The following is a 25,445-nucleotide window of genomic DNA, read 5'->3' as shown; positions in this document are numbered from 1 at the left end:
ATCTAATTTGTTAAAATGGAGTTGTGTAAATCTTTTCCTTTAGTCTCTGTTGTAGTTCCTTGCTTCAATCAGTCGCGTTATTTGACTGAGGCTTTGGATAGTATCTTGCATCAGACTTATTCTTTTTGGGAATGTATTATTGTGAATGATGGTTCAACTGATGATACAGAAAAAATAGCTAAAGCTTATTGTAGCATGGATGAACGTTTTGTTTATTTATTTCAGAAGAATGCAGGTTTATGTGCCGCACGAAATGTTGGAATAAGGAAAAGTCATGGAAAATATATATTGCCATTGGATTCGGATGATTATATAGGTGAAAAATATCTGGAATTAGCTATTGCTGCTTTAGAAAACGACGAGGATATAAAGGTCGTTTATTGTAGAGCATACTTTTTTGGATTAAAGCAGGGAGAATGGAAACTTCCGGATTATTCATTAGAAAGATTATTAGGTAGAAATTGTATCTTTTGTTCTGCTTTTTATCGAAAAGTAGATTTTGATAAGATTGGTGGCTATAATATCAATATGAAATATGGTTTTGAAGATTGGGATTTTTGGTTGTCTCTACTTCAAGAAGGTGGAAAAGTATATCGTATAGATGATTTCTTATTTTATTATAGAATTCGGAAAGGTTCTATGTCTCGTTCCTTTAATATAGATAAATTAAGGTATTTAAGACGGAAAATATGGGAGAACCATATAAATTTATATAGTCGCCATTATTTGGATCCTATGGAATGCTTTGAATACGTGAAAGTTAGCGATTCGTTAGAATATAAATTAGGAAAAATACTATTATCTCCTTTTCGTAAGATACTAACAAGGTGATTTTGATGCTTTTTCTTGAAATAATAGAATGTTTTTTATAATGAAATTTTCGGTATGTATTGCGACTTTTAATGGAGAAAAATTCATAAAAGAACAATTGGACTCTATTTTGTGTCAATTAGGTGTAGATGACGAAATAATTATTTCAGATGATTCTTCTGTAGATCAGACTATTAGTATTATAGAGTCATATAAAGATAAAAGAATTAAAATATTTGTCAATCAAAAATTTAGTTCTCCTATATATAATTTTGAAAATGCTATAATGAAATCAACAGGTGATTTCATATTCTTGTCTGATCAAGATGATATTTGGCAATCTGATAAGGTGGAAAAAATGCTACCATTATTAGAGCGATATGACTTAGTAATGTCTAATGCTAGAGTTGTAGATGCTTCTACCGAAATCATAAAGGAAAAATTGTATATGAAATATCCCATAAAATCATTTTTGTATAATCTAATAAGAAATCCTTATACAGGATGTTTGATTGCTTTCAATAGAAAGGCTTTAGATTATATTTTACCATTTCCTCAAAAGTTGCCCATGCATGATAGCTGGATTGGTTTGTGCTGTCAATCTTTTTCTCGTGTTTATTTTCTGGATGAGAATTTGATATTGTATAGACGTCACGGAATGAATGCGAGCTCTACTTCTGAAAGAAGTTCTTTATCATATTTGTATCGTTTACAATACCGCATATATATGTTATGGCAAATTGCCAAAAGGAGAATGACATATTCTTATTGTTCTTATTTTAAAAGATAATGTATTAGAACAATGTGATTTGTATTAATAGACAGCTTTATAAATATTTGGTATCTATGTATATTTCTGCATCTTTAGTGTTGTATAATAATAATAAGCAAGAAATTCTCACTGTTGTAGATTGCGTTATAAATTCTATGATAGAAAGGCTTGTTGTTGTTGATCAGTCTCCAAATGATTATTATCGTTTTTTGGAAAAGTGTTCCGATAAAATTTTATATGTACATAATGAAAACAAAGGATATGGAGCAGGGCATAATCTAGCTGTAAGAATTGTTTGTAGTGAGAGACAGTCGGAATATCACGTAGTGTTGAATCCTGATATTTATTTCTCAAACCATTGTATATCAATACTAGCTAACTATATGTTTTTGGATGCAAAAATAGGTTTGCTCATGCCTAAAGTTTATTATCCTGATGGTAGATTACAATATTTATGTAAATTGTTGCCGACCCCGTTAGATATAATATCTCGTTTATTTTTTAACGGAAAAAAATTCGTTAGGCGATATAAACGTATGATCTTGTATTCTTCAAATTATGATAAAATAATGAATATACCTTATTTGTCGGGATGTTTTATGTTCTTTAGGACTGAAGCTTTTATTGAAATAGGAGGATTTGATGAACGTTTTTTTATGCATTTTGAAGATCTTGATCTATCAAGAAGAATGCATGAACGTTATAAAACATTATTTATTCCTGATGAAAAAATAGTGCATAATCATGCGGCTTCTCAACGTAAAAGTTGCAAGATGATGTTTGTGGCATTAATGAGCGCAATTAAGTATTTTAATAAGTGGGGGTGGTTTTGGGATTCTCGTCGGAGGGTTATAAATAGAAAGACTATTGCATTTTATACATTAAATTCAACTATTTGATTTACTGTGCTTATAGCTTTTTATTAAGTGTGAATATCTAATAGACTATCTTGTTAATATTGGATATGGGTGTTTGTTATTAGGGATAAAAGTTAATATCTATATTTTCTATAAAATGAGTGTATGCTTTTGGATTATATTGGCTGTAATAGGTATTGCAGCCTTCTTGTTTACTTGTATTCAAGTTTGGTTTTATTGGATAAATAGAAACGAATGATGTATTATTTGATTGTAATAGTTCTGCTGTTTTTAGCAGAACTTTTTTATTTTAAGGTGGCTGATAGATGTAATATCATCGATAAACCTAATGAGCGTAGTTCGCATACACGAATAACTCTTCGGGGTGGGGGAATTATCTTCTATTTTGGAGCATTGGCTTATTTTCTGACGAGTGGTTTTGAATATCCTTGGTTCATGCTGGCGTTAACTTTGGTAACGTTCATCAGTTTTGTGGATGACATCCGATCTACTTCTCAGAAGTTACGGTTGCTGTTTCATTTCTCGGCAATGGTTTTGATGTTCTATCAGTGGGGACTTTTTTCTTTATCCTGGTGGTGGATAATCGTTGCATTAATAGTTTGTACGGGTATCATCAATGCTTATAATTTCATGGATGGGATTAATGGCATAACAGGTGGTTATTCTTTGGTTATCCTTGTTGCGCTGGCTTATATCAATAGAGAAATAGTTCCTTTTGTAGAAGAGGGCTTTATCTATACGGTTCTTTGTTCTGTCTTGGTGTTTTGTTTCTTCAACTTCCGTAAGAAAGCGAAATGTTTTGCGGGTGATGTTGGTTCTGTTAGTATCGCTTTCATTCTTCTTTTCCTGATTGGTAAATTGATCATTCAGACTGAGGATTTCAGCTGGATTGTCCTATTAGCAGTTTATGGTGTTGACAGTGTTCTTACTATTATTCATCGGCTGCTGCTTCATGAGAATATCGGTTTACCGCATCGTAAACACATGTATCAGTTAATGGCAAATGAACTGAAAATGCCCCATATAGGAGTATCCCTAATTTATATGATGGTACAGAGCTTAGTGATAATTGGATATTTGAGGTATTTGGCGTATGGGTATCTCTACTTGTTTGGTTGTATTGTATTGCTTTGTTGTATCTATATCCTTTTTATGAAGAAGTGTTTCTATTTGCATTTACAGCATTGATAGCATATACTAAAGTAAGAAAAGGCTGGGGCTACTTAATGATTATAGTGGCTCCAGCCTTTTTTAGTTCCGTATTTCTCATTTTCATTTTTTATTTCTACCTTTGTCAACAAAAGGAATAGTATGTCTGCGAATGAATATATACAGCAATTCTCTCCGCATCTGTTTTGGGATGTACGTAAAGAAGAACTCGACTTTGATGCACATGCACAATATGTGATCAAAAGAGTCTTAGAATACGGTTTGTTGAATGATTGGAATCTTATCAAGACATATTATGGTTTGCCTCGAATCGTAAAAATCGTAAAGGAATTAAGAGATTTGGAACCTCGTGCATTGGCATACATCTCTGCTATTTCAAAAACTCCTAAGGAACAATTTAGATGTTACACTTGGAAACAGTTGAATCCTCAACTTTGGAACTTCTAAAGAAGTTGCAGAAATTACCGGTACTTAGTAATACAAGGTTAGTTGGGGGAACTGCGCTTGCCTTGCAATTGGGGCATCGTAAGTCTATTGATTTAGATTTCTTTGGTAAGATAGATTGTGAGGTAGAGGTACCAAAAAAGACTTCATTGATATTGCATTTTTGTTGCGCCGTTTTTCGTTGGATGAGATTCTAAGCTTTTATTCTGCAAAATATTACGATGGATCTGTTTTTATGGCAATGAAAAGCCTTGCTTATTTTGATGATGCAGAAGAGGAATCGATGCCTGACATGTTTGCTAATCAATCGTGGGAGCAAACCAAAGAATATATCCTATCAAAGATTTCTTGATTCTTTTTTCCTATCAACCCAAAAAAAATTAATACCTTTGCGGGTCACTTTTGGAAACAATAAAAATATAATGATATGAATATCTCTTATAACTGGCTGAAAGAGTATGTCGAGTTCGATTTGACACCCGATGAAGTCGCAGCTGCGCTAACGTCTATCGGACTGGAAACGGGAAGCGTAGATGAAGTGCAAACCATTAAAGGCGGACTGGAAGGACTGGTCATCGGCGAAGTGTTGACATGCGAACCTCATCCGAATTCAGACCACATGCACGTCACTACCGTAAACTTGGGACAAGGTGAACCTGTGCAGATTGTATGCGGCGCTCCGAACGTTGCTGCAGGACAAAAAGTGGTAGTTGCCACACTGGGTACAAAACTGTATGACGGTGATGAGTGCTTTACCATCAAGAAATCAAAACTCCGTGGTGTGGAATCTATCGGTATGATTTGCGCCGAAGATGAAATCGGTATCGGTACAGATCATGCAGGCATCATCGTATTGCCTGAAACGGCTATCCCGGGTACACTTGCCAAGGATTATTATAACATCAAGAGCGACTACGTACTGGAAGTGGATATCACTCCGAACCGTGCCGATGCTTGTTCACACTACGGTGTGGCCCGTGACTTGTACGCCTACCTGGTGCAAAACGGAAAGCAGGCTACTTTGAAGAAGCCGTCTGTTGATGCTTTCGCCGTTGAGAATCATGATTTGGATATCAAAGTCTCGGTAGAAAACAGTGAGGCTTGTCCCCGATATGCCGGTGTAACAGTGAAAGGCGTTACGGTAAAGGAAAGCCCGGAATGGTTGCAGAACAAACTCCGTGTGATCGGTCTGCGCCCTATTAATAATGTAGTAGACATTACGAATTATATCGTTCATGCATTCGGTCAGCCGCTGCATTGCTTCGATGCCGATAAGATTAAAGGCGGTGAAGTGATTGTGAAGACGATGCCCGAAGGTACTCCGTTCGTTACTCTCGACGGAGTGGAACGTAAGCTGAGCGAACGTGACCTGATGATTTGTAACAAGGAAGAGGCGATGTGTATTGCCGGTGTATTCGGCGGATTGGATTCCGGTTCTACGGAAGCTACTAAAGACGTGTTCCTTGAAAGTGCTTATTTTCACCCGACATGGGTGCGCAAGACGGCCCGTCGTCATGGACTGAATACGGATGCTTCTTTCCGTTTTGAAAGAGGTATCGATCCCAATGCCACCATTTACTGCCTGAAACTGGCTGCTTTGCTGGTGAAAGAACTTGCCGGAGGTACCATTTCTTCTGAAATAAAAGATGTATGTGCTGCTCCTGCCAAGGACTTCAGAGTAGAGCTTTCGTATGAGAAAGTACATGCTTTGATTGGTAAAGTGATTCCGGTTGATACCATCAAGAGTATCGTAACAAGCTTGGAAATGAAGATTGTGGACGAGACTGCGGAAGGCTTGACCTTGGATGTTCCTCCTTATCGCGTAGACGTGCAGCGTGACTGCGACGTGATAGAAGATATCCTTCGTATCTACGGATATAATAATGTGGAAATTCCAAGCACCTTAAAGTCCAGTCTGACAACGAAAGGTGAATGTGATAAATCCAATAAACTACAGAACCTGATTGCTGAGCAGTTGGTAGGTTGCGGTTTCAATGAGATATTGAATAATTCGTTGACTCGTGCTGCTTACTACGACGGTATGGAGACATATCCTACCCAGAACCTCGTTATGCTGATGAACCCGCTGAGTGCAGACTTGAATGCTATGCGCCAGACCTTGCTCTTCGGCGGACTGGAAAGCATTTCTCACAATGCTAACCGTAAAAATGCCGACTTGAAGTTCTTTGAATTCGGCAACTGCTATCACTTCAACGAAGAGAAGAAGAACCCGGAAAAAGCGCTTGCTCCTTATTCGGAAGATTATCACCTCGGTTTATGGGTAACCGGTAAGAAGGTTTCCAACTCATGGGCACATCCGGATGAAAACAGCTCTGTATATGAACTGAAAGCATACGTCGAAAATATCTTTGCCCGCTTGGGACTGTGTATGCATGACTTGGTAATCGGCAATCTGACGGATGATATTTATGCCGCCGCCCTTTCCGTGCAGACAAGAGGGGGAAAGAGACTGGCTACCTTCGGTGTTGTCACCAAGAAGTTGCTGAAAGCATTCGACATCGACAATGAGGTCTATTATGCCGACCTGAATTGGAAAGAACTGATGAAAGCCATCAAGAATGTGAAGGTGAGCTATTCGGAAATTTCCAAGTTCCCGGCAGTGAAGCGCGACTTGGCGTTGCTGCTCGATAAAAAGGTTCAGTTTGCCGAAATCGAAAAGATAGCTTATGAAACAGAGAAGAAGTTGCTGAAAGAAGTTTCTCTCTTCGACGTTTACGAAGGCAAGAACCTGGAAGCCGGTAAGAAGAGCTATGCGGTCAGCTTCTTGTTGCAAGACGAGACTCAGACTATGAATGACAAGCTGATCGACAAGATCATGTCTAAACTGGTGAAGAACCTGGAAGACAAGTTGGGCGCCAAACTGAGATAAATCATAAATAATAAATCATAAATATTAAGTTCCAATGGGAAGAGCATTTGAATATAGAAAAGCTGCCAAATTGAAGAGATGGGGTCACATGGCAAAGACCTTTACAAGACTGGGTAAACAAATTGCTATTGCGGTAAAGGCCGGTGGACCTGAACCGGAGAACAACCCGACTTTACGTTCGGTTATCGCTACTTGTAAGCGTGAAAACATGCCGAAGGATAATATTGATCGTGCCATCAAAAATGCTATGGGTAAAGACCAGAGCGACTACAAAGGCATGACTTATGAAGGATACGGCCCTCATGGTGTAGCCGTTTTCGTTGATACTTTGACTGATAATACGACTCGTACGGTAGCTGATGTACGTTCCGTATTCAATAAGTTCGGTGGAAACCTGGGTACTATGGGCTCGCTTGCTTTCCTGTTCGACCATAAGTGTGTGTTCACCTTCAAGAAGAAGGAGGGCATCGATATGGAAGAGCTTATCCTTGACTTGATAGACTACGACGTGGAAGAAGATTATGAAGAGGATGAAGAAGAAGGCACAATCACTATCTATGGTGATCCGAAGAGCTATGCAGCCATCCAGAAACATTTGGAAGAATGCGGTTTCGAGGATGTCGGCGGTGAGTTTACTTATATCCCTAATGACCAGAAAGATGTTACTCCCGAACAGCGTGAGACTATCGACAAGATGGTAGAACGTTTGGAAGAGTTTGATGACGTACAGACGGTTTATACTAACATGAAACCGGAAGAAAGTGAAGAGTAATGACATATACTTATAAGACTAAAGGCACATGTAGCTCAAACATCGAGCTCGATGTAGAAGAAGGTATTGTGAAAGAGGTCGCTTTTTGGGGAGGATGTAATGGGAATCTGCAAGCTGTTTCCCGCTTGGTGCAAGGGATGCCGGTAGAAGCGGTGATTGGCCGTTTGGAAGGAATCCGTTGCGGAGGGCGTCCCACCTCTTGTCCCGACCAGCTATGCAAGGCGCTGCATGAAATGGGATATTAAGTCTCTTGCCTGAAGAAACAGATGAAAGCCCTTGGCATTGAAAGATGTCAGGGGCTTTTTTTGAACTTAACATGGATGTTTTTGTTATTAATTGAGTATTTTTACGCTCTTAAATAAACGAACACAATGAAAAATATTCTGAAAGACTTGAAGCGGAGAGACCACAAGCGTTATTTGGGTGGTCTGGATGTCTTCAAATATATAGGGCCGGGACTGTTGGTGACAGTGGGCTTTATCGACCCGGGTAACTGGGCTTCTAATTTTGCCGCAGGTTCTGAATTCGGTTACTCCTTGCTGTGGGTGGTAACATTGTCGACTATCATGCTGATTGTGTTGCAACATAATGTAGCGCACTTGGGTATTGTGACCGGTTTGTGCCTGTCCGAGGCTGCTACGAAATATACTCCTTCGTGGGTGGCACGTCCCATACTCGGCACGGCAGTGCTGGCGTCTATATCTACTTCGCTGGCAGAGATATTGGGAGGAGCCATTGCTCTGCAGATGCTGTTTGATATCCCGATTATCTGGGGTTCCGTGTTGACTACGGTATTTGTGCTGGTCATGCTTTTTACCAACTCTTATAAAAAGATAGAGCGTTCTATTATCGCATTTGTATCAGTTATCGGACTATCTTTTATTTATGAGTTGTTCCTGGTGAAGATAGACTGGCCGGTGGCAGCGCAAGGGTGGGTGACACCTTCGTTTCCGGAAGGCAGTATGCTGATCATTATGAGTGTGCTTGGCGCAGTAGTGATGCCGCATAACTTGTTTCTCCATTCGGAGGTGATACAGAGTCACGAATACAATAAGCAAGATGATGCGTCTATTCGTAAGGTACTGAAATATGAGCTGTTCGATACGCTGTTTTCCATGATTGTGGGATGGGCTATTAATAGTGCCATGATATTGCTGGCTGCGGCAACTTTCTTTAAAGGAGGCATTCAGGTCGAAGAACTGCAGCAAGCCAAGTCTTTGCTGGAACCGTTGTTGGGAAATAGTGCTGCTGTGGTTTTTTCGTTGGCATTGCTGATGGCAGGTATCTCTTCGACCATAACGAGCGGCATGGCGGCAGGTTCTATCTTTGCCGGTATCTTCGGTGAGTCTTATCATATTAAGGATAGTCACTCGCAGGTGGGAGTCATTCTTTCGCTGGGCATTGCATTGCTGCTGATTTTCTTTATCGGCGATCCGTTCAAAGGACTGCTGATTTCGCAGATGATATTGAGTATACAGTTGCCTTTTACGGTTTTCCTGCAAGTTAGTCTGACTTCTTCGCGCAAGGTAATGGGGCAATATGTCAACAGCCGATGGAGCACATTCGTTCTTTATACCATTGCTGTTATTGTGACGGTGCTGAATATCATGCTGTTGATTTCGGAAATATTGTGAGAATAATAACCTTTAAGAATTCCTATCAATATGAAAATTATAACTTATAATGTAAATGGTCTACGGGCTGCTGTAACAAAGGGTTTTCCCGAATGGCTGGCGCAAGAGCAGCCTGACGTACTCTGCCTGCAAGAAACAAAGTTGCAACCGGAGCAATATCCGGCAGAAGCATTGGAGGCTTTGGGATATAAACATTATCTCTATTCCGCACAGAAGAAAGGATATAGCGGGGTAGCTATTCTGACCAAACGCGAACCGGACCATGTAGAATATGGTATGGGCATAGAAGAGTATGATAACGAAGGGCGTTTTATCCGTGCCGACTACGGTGATATTTCCGTAGTCAGCGTCTATCATCCTTCGGGAACCAGCGGAGACGAACGCCAGGCTTTTAAGATGGTTTGGTTGGAGAAGTTCCAGGAGTATGTATTAGAGCTGGAGCGTACCCGTCCCAAGCTGATTCTCTGTGGCGACTACAATATTTGCCACGAAGCCATTGATATCCACGACCCTATTCGTAATGCCACCAACAGTGGTTTCCTGCCCGAAGAAAGGGAATGGATGACGCGTTTTCTTCATGCAGGCTTCATCGATTCTTTCCGCTTTCTTCATCCGGACAAGCAGGAATATACGTGGTGGAGCTACCGTTTTAATTCGCGTGCCAAGAACAAAGGTTGGCGTATAGACTATTGTATGGTAAGTGAGCCGGTACGTCCGATGCTGAAAGAAGCACGGATATTGAACGATGCAGTTCATTCCGATCACTGCCCGATGTTGTTAGAAATTACAGACTGATTATGGAAACAGAAGATAGAGTAGGAAAAGCCGTAGAACTTTTCAAGAGCGGGTATAACTGTTCGCAGTCGGTTGTGGCTGCTTTTGCCGATATGTACGGATTCACAGACGAGCAGGCATTTCGTATGTCGGCTTCGTTTGGCGGTGGTATTGGGCGCATGAGGCAGACGTGTGGTGCTGCATGTGGCATGTTTCTGTTGGCAGGACTGGAAAAAAGTGCTGTCGAAGGTAAGGATCGTGAAGGCAAGGCGGCCAACTATGCATTGGTACAGGAATTGGCTGCTGAATTCGAAAAACGCAACGGCTCGCTGATTTGTGCCGAGCTGTTGGGGTTGAAGAAACCGGAAGGTTCGGCTGTTCCCGAAGCACGAACTGAACAGTATTATGCTAAACGTCCGTGTGCCAGGATGGTAGAGGAGGCAGCCCGAATTTGGGCGGAATATCTGGAAAAAACGCACAAAAAGTAAGAAAACGGTACTTTTTAGCCTTTCAGATGAAAAAAAGTCTCTAATAATGTGTTATATAACATAATTTTATCTATCTTTGCAGCGATATAAAAAACACCGACATCCTTGCAGAGGATGAGGATAACGTTTAACTAAAAGCAAATAAAAATGTTGAAAGAAAAAGCTGGAATCGTTGCAGGACAGATTTGGACTGCACTGAATGGCACAGAAGGTTTGACTCACAAGCAAATCAAAAAGGCAACTAAACTTGTTGATAAGGACTTTTTCCTTGGATTGGGTTGGTTGTTGAGAGAAGACAAAGTATCTACTTCAGAAGTTGAAGGAGAACTGTTTGTAAAGCTGAACTAAGCGAGAGATTGATTAGAATGTTATAAAAAGATGCGTTGATACATGAATATGTTATCAACGCATCTTTTTTATATCCCCTATTTTCACTATCTTTGCGCACCCTAATGAAGTAGTAAGTCGTTAGTAGATAAGTAGTAACCAGAATAGATAATAATTTATCAATGAAGAATATACGTAATTTTTGTATCATTGCCCATATAGACCACGGTAAATCAACTTTGGCAGACCGATTGTTGGAATTTACCAATACCATACAAGTGACTGAAGGACAGATGCTGGATGACATGGACTTGGAGAAGGAGAGAGGTATCACTATCAAGAGCCATGCCATACAGATGGAGTATACGTATAAAGGCGAAAAGTATATCTTAAACTTGATTGATACTCCGGGACACGTGGACTTTTCTTATGAAGTTTCCCGTTCCATTGCTGCTTGTGAGGGAGCTTTGCTCATTGTGGATGCCTCTCAGGGGGTACAGGCACAGACTATTTCAAATCTTTATATGGCCCTTGAGCATGATTTGGAGATTATTCCGGTAATCAACAAGTGCGATATGGCAAGTGCCCAGCCCGAAGAAGTGGAAGATGAAATCGTAGAACTGCTTGGATGCAAGCGTGAGGAGATTATCCGCGCCTCCGGCAAGACGGGAATGGGTGTGGAAGAGATTCTGGCAGCGGTCATCGAGCGCATCCCTCATCCGGTAGGTGATGAGGAGGCTCCGTTGCAGGCATTGATATTCGATTCTGTATTCAACTCTTTCCGCGGCATTATCGCTTACTTCAAGATTGTGAATGGCGTCATCCGCAAGGGAGATAAAGTGAAGTTCTTCAATACTGGTAAGGAGTATGATGCAGACGAAATCGGCGTATTGAAGATGGACATGGTGTCACGTCCCGAACTGCGTACGGGAGATGTAGGCTATATCATTTCCGGTATTAAAACTTCTAAAGAAGTAAAGGTGGGCGATACGATTACCCACATTGCACGTCCGTGTAAGGAAGCTATTGCCGGTTTTGAAGAAGTGAAGCCGATGGTTTTTGCCGGTGTATATCCTATTGAAGCCGAGGATTTTGAGGATTTACGCTCTTCTTTGGAGAAGCTTCAGTTGAACGATGCTTCATTGACTTTCCAACCGGAGTCTTCTCTGGCGTTGGGCTTTGGTTTCCGTTGCGGTTTCTTGGGCTTGCTCCACATGGAAATTGTACAGGAACGTCTCGATCGCGAGTTCGATATGAATGTCATCACGACAGTGCCCAATGTTTCTTACAATATCTACGATAAGCAAGGCCACATGACCGAGGTGCACAACCCCGGCAGTATGCCCGATCCTACGATGATAGACCGCATCGAAGAACCTTATATTCGTGCTTCCGTAATCACCACCACCGACTATATCGGCCCTATTATGACCCTCTGTCTGGGTAAACGTGGCGAATTAGTGAAACAGGAATATATTTCGGGCAACCGTGTGGAGATATACTACGATATGCCTTTGGGAGAAATCGTTATCGACTTTTACGATAAACTGAAGAGCATTTCCAAGGGATATGCTTCCTTCGACTACCATTCCAATGGCTTCCGCCCGTCCAAGTTGGTGAAGCTGGATATTTTGCTGAACGGTGAGCCGGTGGATGCTCTTTCTACTCTGACGCACTTCGACAATGCCTACGAACTGGGGCGCCGCATGTGCGAGAAGCTGAAAGATCTGATACCGAGACAGCAGTTTGACATTGCTATTCAGGCAGCTATCGGAGCAAAGATTATTTCCCGTGAAACAATTAAAGCGGTGCGCAAGGATGTAACTGCCAAGTGTTATGGTGGTGACGTGAGCCGTAAACGCAAGCTGCTCGAGAAGCAGAAGAAGGGTAAAAAACGTATGAAGCAAATTGGTAATGTAGAAGTGCCGCAGAAAGCGTTCCTTGCAGTACTGAAATTAGATTAATTTTAAACAAATTCACTTTAGGGGTTGTTCTCTTTCCATAGGGCTATCTTGACAACCCCTTTTAATTTAAACTAAATGAGAAAAGTTCTATCTTTTTCGGTCTTCCTTATGGTAGGCCTTGTGTTTTCCCAGTATCTCCCGGTATGGGCTGGTGGAAACTATGATGCAGTGAAGGCTGTATCGAATGTGTTGCTTTATATCTGCCTGGGTTTCATTATGATTAATGTGGGGCGCGAGTTCGAAGTTGATAAATCCCGCTGGCGCGGATATGCCGAGGATTACTTCATCGCGATGGCTACTGCCGCCATGCCCTGGTTCCTGATTGCCATTTACTATATCTTTGTATTGCTTCCGCCCGAATATTGGGATAGTTGGGAGGCATGGAAAGAGAATCTGTTGTTGAGCCGTTTTGCTGCTCCCACTTCCGCAGGTATCTTGTTTACGATGCTGGCCGCTATCGGGTTGAAGTCCAGTTGGATGTATAAGAAGATTCAAGTACTGGCCATATTCGACGATCTGGATACTATTCTTCTGATGATTCCACTTCAGATTATGATGATCGGCTTGCGTTGGCAACTTCTGGTTATAGTGCTGATTGTGTTTCTGCTGCTTTCGTGGGGCTGGAAACAGTTGGGCAAGTTTAACTGGAGGCAGGACTGGAAAGCGATCCTGCTGTACTCGGTCATTGTATTTGTATGTACCCAGTCCTTGTATCTTATCAGCAAGCATCTTTACGGAGAAGACGGTAGCATACACATCGAAGTGCTGCTTCCGGCATTTGTGCTGGGCATGGTCATGAAGCATAAGGAACACGATACTCCGATGGAACAGAAGGTCTCGACGGGTATCTCTTTCCTGTTCATGTTCCTGGTCGGTGTAAGCATGCCCCGCTTCCTGGGCATTGACTTTGCGGATGCTGCCGTAGGGCAAAGCTCGGTGACCGGTTCGCAAGAGATGATGTCGTGGGGGATGATTGCTGTACACGTGCTGATCGTATCGTTCTTGTCCAATCTTGGCAAGCTGTTCCCCGTGTTTTTCTATCGCGATCGTAAGCTTAGTGAGCGTCTGGCACTCTCCATCGGTATGTTTACCCGTGGTGAAGTAGGGGCGGGTGTTATCTTTATAGCTTTGGGATATAATTTAGGTGGTCCGGCTCTGATAATTTCTGTGCTTACTATAGTGCTTAATTTAATTTTAACGGGTATCTTTGTAATGTGGGTGAAAAAGTTGGCGTTGATGAGTTATAAAGAATAGTACCTTAATCGTATAAACCTTATGATAATTCTACGTACTGTGAAAAACATCTCGTCGCTGAATCTTGTGGCGAGCGTCTTATTGTTCGTGACGGCGATCCTGGCTGCCGTTATAGCCAATTCTCCGTTTGCTCCGATGTATCAGGAGTTTTTGATGCACGAGTTGCACTTGCGCATCGGTAGTTTCAATTTGTTTTCTCATGCAGGTCATCCGTTGCGGATGATAGAATTCATCAATGATTGTCTGATGACCGTATTCTTTTTTGCGGTAGGGCTGGAGATAAAGCGTGAGTTGCTGGTTGGTGAGCTGTCTTCTTTTCGTAAGGCAGCTTTGCCTTTTGTGGCAGCGTGTGGTGGTATGCTGGTACCTGTCATCATTTACTCTCTTTTGGTGGTTTCGGGTACTCCCGAGACGCGTGGAATGGCTATACCGATGGCAACGGATATTGCCTTTTCGCTGGGCGTGCTTAGCTTGCTGGGTAGCCGTGTACCGTTGAGTCTGAAAATATTCCTGACAGCATTTGCGGTAGTCGATGATATTGGTGGTATTTTGGTCATTGCTATATTCTACAGTTCCGAGGTGTCTTACGGATATCTTGTTGTGGCTGCCATTCTTTATTGCTTCCTCTATTATATGGGGCGATTAGGGGTGACGCAGAAGATCTTTTTCTTGTTCTTTGGGGTGATAATATGGTATCTGTTCCTTCAGTCGGGCATACATAGCACTATTTCCGGTGTGATACTGGCATTTGTTATTCCGGCTCGTCCGCGGCTTGATGCGGGTAAATACATCAAGCGTATTCGCGATATCATGAGTACATTTCCAGTTACCAAGTCCGATAATATAGTGCTGAGCAATGAACAGATTGCTATATTGAAGCAGGTGGAACGTGCTTCCGACCGGGTGATCAGTCCGCTGCAATCTTTGGAAGACAATCTGCATGGAATGGTGAACTTTGTCATTCTGCCGCTGTTTGCTTTTGCTAATGCCGGTGTCGTATTTAGCGGCGGGGGTAGCATTGTAGGCGATGTAAGTATAGCGGTGGCTGTAGGCTTGCTCCTTGGCAAGTTCATTGGGATCTTCTCGTTTACATGGCTGTCGATAAAGAGTGGTTTGACTTCGATGCCTGCGGGGATGAACTGGAAAAACATTGCAGGTGTTTCTTTGTTGGGTGGCATCGGCTTTACGGTTTCCCTGTTCATAGCCAATCTTTCTTTTGCGGGAGATTATCCGGAACTACTGAATCAGGCCAAGTTCGGTGTACTCTTCGGTACGATTGTTGCCGGTATATTGGGGTATATCGTGCTGAGTATAGTGTTGCCGAAAGTTCAAAAGAAGTAATTAACTTTTAGATATAAGTGAAGGAGCGTAGCAAATACTGTTACGCTCCTTTTGTTGTATTTGTGTCTGTCCACATATAATAAGGTGAGTATTGATACTACTAATAATATTAGTTAAACTACTAATGAAGTTAGTTGAATAACTGCATGTTTTAGTTGTTTGTTAGAAACTAATTATTATATTTGCATAGTTCAACTGATAAATAGAAATATACCATGAAAAGACTGACTGCAAAAGAGGAAGAGATAATGAGGATGTTTTGGGAACAAGGCCCGATGTTTGTTCGCGAACTGTTGGCTTTCTATGAGGAGCCTAAACCTCATTATAATACTGTATCTACGCTGGTGCGTGGATTGGAGGAGAAAGGCTTTGTTGGCTATAAGGCTTATGGAAATACCTATCAATATTATGCTGTTGTGTCCGAGAAAGACTATAAACGTTCGGCGCTGAATGAAGTGGTAGCTCAGTATTACAATAATTCATTTACCAATGTCGTGTCTGCGTTTATTGAAGAAGAGGGCATGCCTCTGGATGACCTGAAGGCATTGATCGCAAAGATAGAAAGTAAAAAGGCTGATAAATCGGAGTAGCCATGGGAAGCTTATTGTTCTATATCTTCGAGTCGACGCTCTGCCTGGCAATCCTATACTTTTTATTCAGGATGTTCTTCAAGGCAGATACCTTGTTCCGCACAAACAGGTTCATTTTGTTGGGCGGTACGTTATGCTGCATGATACTGCCGTTTATGCAATTCGGTATAGCGGAAAACCGTTTATGGCAACAGCCTGTCTCTGTAGTGAGGAATGCGCTGATAGTAGAAAACGGGCTTGATGCAGCGATAAACAGATCAGGAGAAGGTGCATCCAAAGACATTATTGCTGTAGAGACTTCTGGAGACAAGGAGCTGAATGTTACGGATGCTTATTCTGCCCAGTCTGTTTCGCCTTTTTCATGGAGTGTTGCGCTGGGCGTTCTTTATATAATAGGAGCGGGGAGTACACTTCTCTTTTTCCTGCTGTCTACATGGCGTATGTGGCGGCTTATTTGTCACCATCCAAAGTATAGCTGTGGCAAATATAAATTGTTGATTTATCCTGAGAAGATACTTTCTTTCAGTTGGGGAAATACCATTGTACTGTCGCAAGAAGATTATGATAAGTATGCCGATGAAATCTTGCTGCATGAGCAGATGCATCTGCATTATCGGCATACGCTCGATCTATTATGGATGGAGATTCTGCTCGTACTGCATTGGTTTAACCCGGCAGCTTGGCTGTTGATGCGCGATTTGCGCGAACTGCATGAATTCGAGGCAGACAACGGCGTACTTACTCATGGCATCGATGCAACTCAATATCAACTCTTACTCGTGAAAAAATCCGTGGGTACAAGGCTCTACTCTATGGCCAACGGATTCAATCACAGTAAACTTAAAAATCGTATCAATATGATGTTAAAGAAAAGAACAAACAGCTGGGCACGGCTGAAGCTATTGCTGTTCGTGCCCGTAGCTGCCGGAACGCTGATTGCGTTTGCGCAGCCGGAAGTGAAGAAGACGGTGGAACAAGTGGTGAAGCCGGAGCGTGTGAAACAAGACTCCATTCCTCAGGATGGATTAGAATCATTGAAGCAATACTTCGGGCAGAAGTATGAAGCAGCTTTGAAAGATGAGGATACTGCCAAGAAAGTATTGATTACGCAGCATGTTTTCTTTGTAAATATGAGAAATGCAATGATGCTGGACGATAATCATATACAGAATGTGGAAGACTTGCGTGCCGCATTTGCAAAACAGCTTAAAGCTGATTATCAGATGGCTAAAAAAGAGGGAAAGGTACCATGGACTATATTGACTGTACGCTATGATAGCGGTGCAACACCTCAGACTCTTCAAACTTATCTGACAACTATAAAAGAAGTATATCATCGACTTCACCAAGAAATCTCTGCTGAATTGGGGGGAGTTGACGAAGTAAGGCTTGATAAGACACTGCCGGTTATGGTTTATTTCGCAGAGCCCGTTAAGTACATTCCAAGACCTTCTTCAAAAGACCCGTTGCCTATGAGGTTCTTTCTTAGCTATGGCGACGGTAGTCATGCCAAAGTACTGTCGGATATTACTCTTGAGAACTTAGAAAAAGAGCTGGTAGCTTATAAAGCATCGGCAGGCGATGAACCTATTGTGGCTTCTTGGGGGGTTACCGGTGGAGGAGTACGGGTAAAGACCCTCGACGAAGTGAAGCAATTGTTCCATAAAACACTGGGTACTGACTTAGGTATGTGATGAATCTTCTTCTGTTTCTTCTTCTTTTGGCAGCAGCCTTGCCGATATGCGTTTCTTGGGCGTCAGGCTCATGTCTTTCAACATTTCGGCTTGACGCACTACGCTACCGTTGCCGTCCGATAGCTGGTTGAATGCCCGGTCGTAATCTCTTTGCAAGCTGGTAAGTTTGTCACCGATGCCGAGGAAGGTATCGGTGAAGCCGGCTATCTTCTCGTAGAGGGATGTGCCGCGCTTGATGATGGCTTGCACGTTCTTCACCTGATTCTCCCGCTTCCAAAGGTCGAGAGAGAGGCGCAGGGCACTGATAAGATTGGTAGGGCTCATCAGTACGACTTTCTTGTTGTAAGCATACTCCCACAGGTTGGCATCACTCTGGATGGCAAGCAGGTAAGCACCTTCGGTAGGGATGAACATCATCACAAAGTCCGGCGACTTGATGTCGTAGCGGGAATAATCCTTCTGGCTGAGTTCGTCGATATGTGTACGGACAGATTGCAGATGCGCTTTCAGTAAGCGCGTCTGCTCTTCCTTGTTCTCGGCGGAGGTGTAGGCGGTATAGGCAGTGAGCGAAACTTTGGAGTCTATAATCATTTCCCGGTCATCGGGGTATTTGATAAGGATATCAGGCTGCATCTTTTGCCCGTTCTCCTCGTTGGTGACTACTTCGCCACGTTCGTCTTTCAAGAATTCCTGGCGCGTATAGTGTTCTCCTTCTATCAAACCGGAAGCTTGCAGCAGGCGTTCCAAAATCATTTCCCCCCAATTGCCTTGCATCTTAGAGTCGCCTTTCAGGGCACGGGTCAGGTTATTGGCATCTTCGCTAAGGCGGTTGTTGAGCTCAACCAACTCTTTGATGCGCTCCCCGAGTGAGAAGCGCTCTTTGGATTCTGTGCTGTATACCTGCTCCACCTTTTCGCGGAAGTCTTTCAAGTTATCGCCCAGCGGACGGAGCAGGTTGTTCAGGTGTTCGGCATTCAACTTCGTAAAGTCTTCGGCCTTGCTCTTGAAGATGCGGTTGGAAAGGTTCTCGAACTCGATGTTCATCCGTTTGTGCAAGGCTTCGGCTTCTTCCATGCTTCGTTTCAGCAGTTCCACCTCTTTCTCGCGCCCCATCAATTCTGCTTTCAGGGCACTATTCTTGCGTTCGGCTACGAGATAGCCGACAGCAATACCTATCACCAGTCCTACCAGTAAGAAAAGAATCTCCATAGCAAAGCGTTATTCGGTCAATATCTCGTTTCCGTCTTCGGTAATCAGCAGCATACTTTCCCATTGAGCGGATGGCAGCCCGTCGTCTGTGCATACAGTCCACCCGTCGGCTTCGTCGATGAAGACCTCGTAGGTTCCCATGTTAATCATCGGCTCGATGGTGAACGTCATGCCCGGTACCAGCACCATGCCCGTACCGCGCTTGCCGAAGTGCTCTACATCCGGTTCTTCATGGAACTTGACTCCTACGCCGTGTCCGCAAAGGTCGCGTACTACGCTGTAACCATTCTTCTCGGCATGTTCTTGGATGACGGCGCCTATATCGCCGAGGCGCGCCCAAGGTTGGGCAGCCTGCACGCCGAGGTCGCGGCACTCTTTGGTTACTTGTACCAGGCGTTGCATTTCGGGACTGACTTCTCCAATCATATACATGCGTGATGCATCGGAGAAATAACCTTTATAAATGGTAGATACATCCACGTTCACAATGTCTCCGCTCCGCAGAAACTCTTTGGTGCTGGGGATGCCGTGGCACACAACGTCGTTGATGCTGGTACACACGCTTTTGGGGAATCCTTCGTAGAGGAAGGGAGCGGGGATTGCATCATGATCCGTGGTAAAGCAGTACACCATGTGGTCTATTTCTGCGGTGGACATGCCTTCGCGGATGTTTGCCGAGATGTAATCCAGCAATGCAGTATTGATTTTGGCACTTTCGCGGATGCCTGCCAGTTGCTCTTCTGTGCGCAGCATGTGACGCAATGGCAATTTGTACCCCTCTTTTTTATAATGTTGAATCTTGGCTTCTACTTCGTCGGAATAGTTTTTAGGAGTAAACCGGACTCCTTTCGTAAACTTTTTCATTATCTTATTCTTTATATGGTGTTGCAAAAATACACAATAATGCAGGTGCTTGTACTCTTAAAGAGCAAAAATTGTCCGTTTCTTCGCTCAAATACCTACTTATAGGGTGTTCACCACCTCTATCTCGCTTCTCGAATTATCCACCCTTTTCACCTGTATCTGCGTTTTGATTCTCTCTTTCAGCCCTTCCACGTGGCTGATGATTCCCACTTTCTTGCCACCCATCTGGTGTAGTTTCTCCAATGTATCCATTACCGTATTCAGGTAATCGCCGCTCAGGGTGCCGAAGCCTTCATCAATAAACAGCGTATCTACCGACAGGCTTTGCCGGCTGAGGGAGGAGAGACCGAGGGCGAGCGAGAGAGAAACCAGAAAGCTTTCGCCACCGGAGAGGGTACAAGCCGGGCGGGCGGAACCTCCTTGGTAGAAGTCACGCAGCAGGATGGTGAGCGAACCTGCCTGGCACTCTAATTCGTAGCGGTCGGTGAGCCGCTGCAGGTAGGAGTTGGCGCCGTTGAGCAGTTCCTTCAGTACAAAACTTTGGGCGATGTTGCGGAAGTTCTTTCCTTTCTCGTCGCCGAAGTGATGGCAGAGGCGGTCCCACTTCAGATAGACTTCGCGGAGTTCATCGGCACGCTTTTTCTCGTCTTTTATCAGGGCGATGTTTTGCTCATGCTGTTTTAGTTTGGCTTGCAGTTGGCCGATGGTCTGGTTGCTTTCGGTGATTCGCTGCTCCCATGCGGTGATTTCTGTTCCAAGCGATTCGGAGGTGTCTTCCTCGTTCATCTCCGGTTGTTGCTTGAGGTGTGCTTCCAGCTGTTCCGCGGTCAGTTGGCAGGCGGTTTGGCGGGCTACGACTTCTTCTTTGAGTTGTTGCAGCTTGATGCGCAGTTGCTCTATTTGCTCGTTGGAGCAGGCGGAGAGGTGGGTAAGGCGTGATTCGTCAAAGCCGGGATGCAGGTTGCGGAATGCAGCAAGTTTCTCTTGCTGCTCTTTAATGGCACTACGGGCAGAAAGTATGTTTTGTTTCAGCCTGATGGTTTGGGCGCTTAGCGAATTCCATGCAATTTCCAGATTCCTGACCTCCTTCGCTTCTCCGATAACTGTCTCTTTCCAGTCAGGGAAAGCGGAGCAGATGGTTTCTTTGGTTGCCGATATGCTGTCCAGCTCTTTGTTGCTGAAGGTAATGGCAGTAGTTAATCCCGCTTGCTTGTTTTGCGCCAGTTTGTAATTGGCTGCGGCTTGTTTCAATCGTTCGACGAACGAAGTGGGATGAGTGTCCCATTCCGTTTGCCAGTTTTGCCAAAGAATCAGCGGACTGACACGTTCCAGGGTTGCCCGGGCGGTATCTTTCTCGTTTTTAATCAGTGAGAATTTGTTGGTGATGCTGTTTCGGAGTTCGCTCAGAGCCTTGTCGGCAGCATTGAACTCTCGTTGGGCGGCTTCTACTGATTTCTGTAATTCATCTTTCTGATGTTGGAGGCGGGAGATGGTATTGGCAAGCCTTTGGACTTCATTCAGTTTTCGGTTATTATCGTCGAGGTGCTGCTGGTTGCTTTGTACCAATGCGTTCAGTGCATCTTCCGTAGAATTGGAGATGCTTTGAACGCCGCATCGAAGGCATTTCTCTTCGGCATCTTTCAGTGCATTGTTATAGCCTTCTTGAGCTTTTCTGGTAGCCGATTGGCTGCTTGCGATCAGTTTTTCATAAGTCTTGAACTCGGTCCTGTTGTTGTTCAAGGCTTGTTCGGCTTCTTTGTATTCTTTCTCTTTGGCAGTCAGAGAAGTCTGGAGGGGGGCAAGGACAGACTGGAAATCCTCATCCCGGAGGAGTGATTTTATCTCTTGTCCGCATACGGGGCAGGTATCACCTACTTCCAGGCGGGCACGGGCTTCTTTTGCCCAATCTTCCACAGCTTCTTTTTGCTTGTCGTATAGTTTGTGCAGGTCGTTGTAGACCGCTTGCTTGTTATTATAGTCAGTTTGTAGATTACTGTATTGGCTTTGGCACACTGCAACCTTTTCATTGAGAGACTGTTCGTACTCTTTGGCGGCATTCAGGCCCGACTGCTTCTCTTTTAGTAATGCAAGGGCGGTTTTGGCTTTCAGCAGTTTCTCTTTGTCCGCTTCAAGAGAAGTCCTTTGGCTTTGCAGGGCATCCTGATTCATGGCTTCGAGCAACGCTTTTTGCTTGTCTATCTCTTCCTGCTTGCTCTGATTCTCTTTGCTTCTCAGTAGGGCGGCTTCTTCTTTTGTTGCACGTTCTTGTTCGCGGGCCGGTTGTTGGTTGTTCAGGACGATTATCTCTTTTTCGTATTTATTGCTCCGGGCTTGCGAGGAAAGTACGGCCTGCAAGTCGGTGATGATGGACTGGCTTTGCTCGAACATGGGGAGTAGCGGAGCATACTCTTGCAGATATGCTTCGACACGGAGCAACTCTTGTTGCTGCTTTTCAGTATTTGCCTTCAGCCAAGCGTGCCCTTCACTAAGGCGGGCAAAGTCTGTTCTTAGTTCACGGGCTTTCTCTTCCTCCGTCTGAAGTGCTGAGCGATTCTTGTTTAAAGAAGAAAACCAGTTGCGGGCATCGGCTGTGGTATGCCAATCGTTTATCAGCAGCTCTTTTTGCCGGAAATCATCCGATAGCAGCAGTGCTTTTTTTTCTTCCCATGCTTCCTTTTGCTTCTCCGAAGTGAGGATTAATTCTGTTTTCCTTTTCAGCCAGTCGCGCTTTTGGAGGGCGATGCTCTTTTGAAGGTTGAAGCGCTCGATCTCAGCATGTTGTGCAGCAGTGAACTCTTTTGCTTCCGCTATTTCTTCTTCCGTGAGGAGACGGATCCCTTCCAGTTTCCGGTTTTGCTCTTCATATTCCATGCGCTTTTCTTTGGTGATGGCATAGATACGCGAGCCTATTTCGGTGTAGATGCCGGTTCCGGTCAACTTCTCCAGGATATCCGATTTCTCGCTTTCCTTACTTTGCAGAAACTTGGTGAAGTCTCCTTGTGCCAGCAAGGTGGTGCGGCAGAATTGCTCGAAGGTCAGGCCGATGGCAGCTTGTATTTCGACAGGTATCTCTGTTTTCTTGGTGAGTTGGAGGTGGGTCTTTCTGTTTTCCAGGGTCCACTTCACGTCTTGCAGGGCACCGTCTGCCTTTTTGCGGGCGCGGGCCACGTACCAGCGGGCGGTATAGGGCGTATCGTTTGTGCCGATGAAGTCCAGTTCGGCCCAGGCTTCACAGGTATTGCGGCGCATCAGTTGCCGATTGTCGTTTATCAGCACGTCTTCCTTTTTGGCAGAGAAAGATTGTGTGATGTCCTTGTATCTCTCGCCTGCCGTGCGGTCCATGCGCGGGGTTTCGTTGTAGAGTGCCAGGCAGATGGCATCGAGTATCGTAGTCTTGCCTGCCCCCGTCTCACCGCAAATCAGGAACAAGGATTCTTCGCCCAGCGGACCGTTCTCAAAGTCAATGACGGCATCTTCTATGGACGCCAGGTTCTTTATTGTCAGTTTTTGAAGTTTCATCTTTTCTCTTTTACTTGTCGCAATACGTCGTTCATCAGTCCGCAAAGTTCTTCGTCCATATCTTCTCCTTCCGCTTCGCGGTAGTAGAGTTTGGCTATGTCCAGCGGAGACATTTCTTGAATCTCCTGGATGGAGAGATGCTGTGTTCCGTTATCTGCCGTTTGCTTTTTCCGGTTGGACTTGATGTAGCAGTATTTGCAGGCTTTATCCTTGGCAGCATTGGCGGCACGCTCGTTGCAGTCGGGGGCCAGATAGGTGTCTATCAACACATTCAGCCGGATGTATGCCTGCTTCTCGGCAGGATATTCTTCGAGCAGCTGCAGGGCTTCTTCAAAGGGAAGCGGTTCACGGGGCAGCGTCACGAGGGGCATCGGATTCTCTATGCCGACGGTTCTTATCTGCGGTTCATGGTGACTGTCCAGTTCGACGATGGAGACGGAGTGCGGATAGGTTTCATCGAAGCTTACGGGTAGGGGAGTGCCGCAATAACGGGCGCGGTGGTTGCTTCCCTTGATGTCCTGCGGGCAATGGATGTGCCCGAGTGCCAGATAATCGTAACCCTGTCCCATGTCGCGGAGGCTGACGGTTTCTATTCCGCCTATGCTTTCGTCGTGCCCCGTCCGGTCACTGCCTTCCACGGTGAGGTGCGCCATTAGTACAACGGGCAGTTCTTCGCGGTTCAGCTTTTCCGTTTCGTCCAGCAGTGCCTGGAAGAAGCGGGATTGGCGTTCTTCTCTCGGCGTATCGGCATCCAGCATCGGGAAGTTCTGCGGATAGACGTGGGGGACGGCAACGATATAACCTTTCGGTCGGCCTTCTGCGTCCTTTACCTCGATGATATGCTTTTCCAGGTTTACTTCTTCTCCGTTGCGCTCGATGTTTCCCACGACTTTTACTCCGAAGTGCTGCCACAGGCTGCTGTCTATTTCCAGTTTCGAACTGCTGTCATGGTTTCCGGCAGCCACAACGATGGTCATTTTGGGACAAGCTTTGTGTACTTCCAGCATGCCTTCCGTGTACATTTTCTGGGTAGCGGCCGAAGGGGTGGAGTAGTGATAAATGTCTCCACTCACTACCATGACGTCGGGTTTCTCTTCTGCCACAATGCGGGTAAGCTGTTGGAGGAATGATTGTTGCTCCGGGCTGCGGTCGTAATTATACAGGCTGTGTCCCAGGTGCCAGTCGCTGGTATGTAGTACTTTCATGGCTTCATCGTTTTTTAGACTGCAACCGAGCGTAGTATATACATTTTGTGCGTACCCCTTCCTTTGTAATCGATGCCCGTTTCGGGTTGTGCAGCCCATGCTTTCAATTCATTGGCGGCGGCGGTCTTCAGCAGGCCGGTCAGCCGACAGTAGTCCGCTACGCTCATGAAGGTGTTCTTTCTTATGAATTCTTTGGCACGTTCCAGCCGTTCCTGCGGGGCAAACAACTGTGAGGAACGTTGGCACTTTTTGTACTGTGCCCGTTGCAACGTACAACGGGCGGCGGTTTCGTAAACAAGCTCTTTATCTACCCTGAAGTTGATGTCTTTCAGGCAAATGCTTGCCGCATTGCGCCGGGGAGTGTTCTCTTCGCCGCTTTCCCGCTCCTTGCCTTTACGCAACCCCAGTGAAGGGGTGAATACTCCCAAGCCTTCTATCTTCACAGAATAACCTTCGGCCATGTTGTAGGCCATCTCTTCGACAATGGCTTGCACCAGTCCTTTGATTTCTCCTCGTGTGAAAGTGCTTGCATAAGCCACTTTGTCGGCAATGTATTGTAAGTCCCTCTGTCCGTAGAGTTGCATACGCGGATAGAGGATACGCTTTCCGTCTTCGTTGGGCAGGGTAAGTTCCTGCATGTCATATTCTGCCATAAGTCAGTTGATGTTAGTATATAAATTCTCCGATGTCTAAAGAAAAAGTTCCCGGCACTAAGAGAAAAGTATCTTTCTTTAGTACAGGGCTGACGCATTAAAAATTCACGTCTAATAACTTCTCAAGAAAAGAGTCGTCCCATCCGGCTCTTTTTCTTTTTCCCTTCAAACTTCCCTTTGATTCATCTTTCTT

22 protein-coding genes and 1 pseudogene are annotated in these 25,445 nt (G+C 44.4%); 18 read left to right on the top strand and 5 right to left on the bottom strand.

From position 1 onward, the window contains the following. The first annotated feature begins 15 nt into the window (after nucleotides 1-15). From AAE250_RS10900 to AAE250_RS10815, 18 genes and pseudogenes are all read left to right on the top strand, one after another. A complete protein-coding gene (locus tag AAE250_RS10900) occupies nucleotides 16-831 on the top strand; it encodes a glycosyltransferase family 2 protein (RefSeq protein WP_342288891.1) in 816 nt (271 codons plus the stop codon). A gap of 40 nt (nucleotides 832-871) precedes the next feature. Continuing rightward, entirely contained in the window at nucleotides 872-1,600 is a 729-nt protein-coding gene (locus AAE250_RS10895; RefSeq protein WP_342288890.1) for a glycosyltransferase family 2 protein, read from the top strand. 56 nt (nucleotides 1,601-1,656) lie between these two features. Then, the gene (locus tag AAE250_RS10890; RefSeq protein WP_342288889.1) at nucleotides 1,657-2,481 is read left to right on the top strand and encodes a glycosyltransferase; all 825 of its coding nucleotides are present in this window, start codon (nucleotides 1,657-1,659) and stop codon (nucleotides 2,479-2,481) included. 216 nt (nucleotides 2,482-2,697) lie between these two features. Next, complete coding sequence (locus AAE250_RS10885; protein WP_342289020.1) at nucleotides 2,698-3,648, top strand: MraY family glycosyltransferase; 951 nt, start codon at nucleotides 2,698-2,700, stop codon at nucleotides 3,646-3,648. Nucleotides 3,649-3,771: 123 nt separating this feature from the next. Further along, nucleotides 3,772-4,077 (top strand): DUF6922 domain-containing protein, encoded by a 306-nt coding sequence (locus AAE250_RS10880; RefSeq protein ID WP_294603006.1) that lies wholly within the window; start codon nucleotides 3,772-3,774, stop codon nucleotides 4,075-4,077. Next, nucleotides 4,032-4,426 (top strand): annotated as a pseudogene (locus AAE250_RS10875) (nucleotidyl transferase AbiEii/AbiGii toxin family protein). Before AAE250_RS10880 ends, AAE250_RS10875 begins: the two are co-directional and overlap by 46 nt. Before the next feature lie 75 nt (nucleotides 4,427-4,501). Continuing rightward, nucleotides 4,502-6,964, top strand: coding sequence for a phenylalanine--tRNA ligase subunit beta (gene pheT / locus AAE250_RS10870; RefSeq protein WP_294603007.1), 2,463 nt, complete (start codon nucleotides 4,502-4,504; stop codon nucleotides 6,962-6,964). Between the two features lie 34 nt (nucleotides 6,965-6,998). Then, a complete protein-coding gene (locus AAE250_RS10865) occupies nucleotides 6,999-7,736 on the top strand; it encodes a YebC/PmpR family DNA-binding transcriptional regulator (protein ID WP_294603009.1) in 738 nt (245 codons plus the stop codon). Continuing rightward, the gene (locus AAE250_RS10860; RefSeq protein WP_294603011.1) at nucleotides 7,736-7,981 is read left to right on the top strand and encodes a TIGR03905 family TSCPD domain-containing protein; all 246 of its coding nucleotides are present in this window, start codon (nucleotides 7,736-7,738) and stop codon (nucleotides 7,979-7,981) included. Before AAE250_RS10865 ends, AAE250_RS10860 begins: the two co-directional genes overlap by 1 nt. Before the next feature lie 126 nt (nucleotides 7,982-8,107). Next, nucleotides 8,108-9,370 carry an Nramp family divalent metal transporter gene (locus tag AAE250_RS10855; protein WP_294603014.1) on the top strand — a complete coding sequence of 421 codons (1,263 nt, stop codon included), beginning with the start codon at nucleotides 8,108-8,110 and terminating at the stop codon, nucleotides 9,368-9,370. 30 nt (nucleotides 9,371-9,400) lie between these two features. Beyond that, a complete protein-coding gene (locus AAE250_RS10850) occupies nucleotides 9,401-10,165 on the top strand; it encodes an exodeoxyribonuclease III (RefSeq protein WP_294603016.1) in 765 nt (254 codons plus the stop codon). Nucleotides 10,166-10,167: 2 nt separating this feature from the next. After that, on the top strand, nucleotides 10,168-10,632 hold the full coding sequence (locus AAE250_RS10845) for a C-GCAxxG-C-C family protein (RefSeq protein ID WP_294603018.1): 465 nt from the start codon (nucleotides 10,168-10,170) through the stop codon (nucleotides 10,630-10,632). Nucleotides 10,633-10,779: 147 nt separating this feature from the next. Beyond that, nucleotides 10,780-10,980 (top strand): winged helix-turn-helix domain-containing protein, encoded by a 201-nt coding sequence (locus tag AAE250_RS10840; RefSeq protein WP_294603021.1) that lies wholly within the window; start codon nucleotides 10,780-10,782, stop codon nucleotides 10,978-10,980. Nucleotides 10,981-11,141: 161 nt separating this feature from the next. After that, nucleotides 11,142-12,923, top strand: a complete 1,782-nt coding sequence (gene lepA, locus AAE250_RS10835) for a translation elongation factor 4 (RefSeq protein ID WP_294603023.1) — start codon at nucleotides 11,142-11,144, stop codon at nucleotides 12,921-12,923. Nucleotides 12,924-12,998: 75 nt separating this feature from the next. Further along, nucleotides 12,999-14,177, top strand: a complete 1,179-nt coding sequence (locus AAE250_RS10830) for a sodium:proton antiporter (protein ID WP_294603025.1) — start codon at nucleotides 12,999-13,001, stop codon at nucleotides 14,175-14,177. 21 nt (nucleotides 14,178-14,198) lie between these two features. After that, complete coding sequence (gene nhaA, locus AAE250_RS10825) at nucleotides 14,199-15,518, top strand: Na+/H+ antiporter NhaA (RefSeq protein WP_294603027.1); 1,320 nt, start codon at nucleotides 14,199-14,201, stop codon at nucleotides 15,516-15,518. A 215-nt stretch (nucleotides 15,519-15,733) separates the two neighbouring features. Further along, the gene (locus tag AAE250_RS10820; protein WP_294603029.1) at nucleotides 15,734-16,108 is read left to right on the top strand and encodes a BlaI/MecI/CopY family transcriptional regulator; all 375 of its coding nucleotides are present in this window, start codon (nucleotides 15,734-15,736) and stop codon (nucleotides 16,106-16,108) included. Between the two features lie 2 nt (nucleotides 16,109-16,110). After that, nucleotides 16,111-17,802 (top strand): M56 family metallopeptidase, encoded by a 1,692-nt coding sequence (locus tag AAE250_RS10815; RefSeq protein WP_294603031.1) that lies wholly within the window; start codon nucleotides 16,111-16,113, stop codon nucleotides 17,800-17,802. Here AAE250_RS10815 and AAE250_RS10810 read toward each other — a convergent pair. The 5 genes from AAE250_RS10810 to AAE250_RS10790 all read right to left on the bottom strand — a co-directional run bounded on the left by AAE250_RS10810 (nucleotide 17,791) and on the right by AAE250_RS10790 (nucleotide 25,252). Continuing rightward, nucleotides 17,791-19,011, bottom strand: a complete 1,221-nt coding sequence (locus tag AAE250_RS10810; protein ID WP_294603034.1) for a DNA recombination protein RmuC — start codon at nucleotides 19,009-19,011, stop codon at nucleotides 17,791-17,793. The two genes, AAE250_RS10815 and AAE250_RS10810, sit on opposite strands and share 12 nt — an antisense overlap. A gap of 9 nt (nucleotides 19,012-19,020) precedes the next feature. Further along, nucleotides 19,021-19,875: a type I methionyl aminopeptidase gene (gene map, locus AAE250_RS10805; protein ID WP_294603037.1), complete on the bottom strand. Its 855-nt coding sequence runs from the start codon at nucleotides 19,873-19,875 to the stop codon at nucleotides 19,021-19,023. A 99-nt stretch (nucleotides 19,876-19,974) separates the two neighbouring features. Further along, on the bottom strand, nucleotides 19,975-23,394 hold the full coding sequence (locus AAE250_RS10800) for an AAA family ATPase (protein ID WP_294603040.1): 3,420 nt from the start codon (nucleotides 23,392-23,394) through the stop codon (nucleotides 19,975-19,977). Next, nucleotides 23,391-24,599: an exonuclease SbcCD subunit D gene (locus tag AAE250_RS10795; protein WP_294603042.1), complete on the bottom strand. Its 1,209-nt coding sequence runs from the start codon at nucleotides 24,597-24,599 to the stop codon at nucleotides 23,391-23,393. Before AAE250_RS10795 ends, AAE250_RS10800 begins: the two co-directional genes overlap by 4 nt. A 14-nt stretch (nucleotides 24,600-24,613) precedes the next feature. Further along, a complete protein-coding gene (locus tag AAE250_RS10790; RefSeq protein ID WP_294603044.1) occupies nucleotides 24,614-25,252 on the bottom strand; it encodes an HU family DNA-binding protein in 639 nt (212 codons plus the stop codon). Between the last annotated feature and the right edge of the window lie 193 nt (nucleotides 25,253-25,445).

Origin of the sequence: Bacteroides sp. GD17, assembly GCF_038448625.1 — a bacterium.
GTDB lineage: Bacteria > Bacteroidota > Bacteroidia > Bacteroidales > Bacteroidaceae > Bacteroides.
The sequence above is the reverse complement of the archived record's forward strand: the minus strand, read 5'-3'. Positions and strand labels throughout refer to the sequence as shown.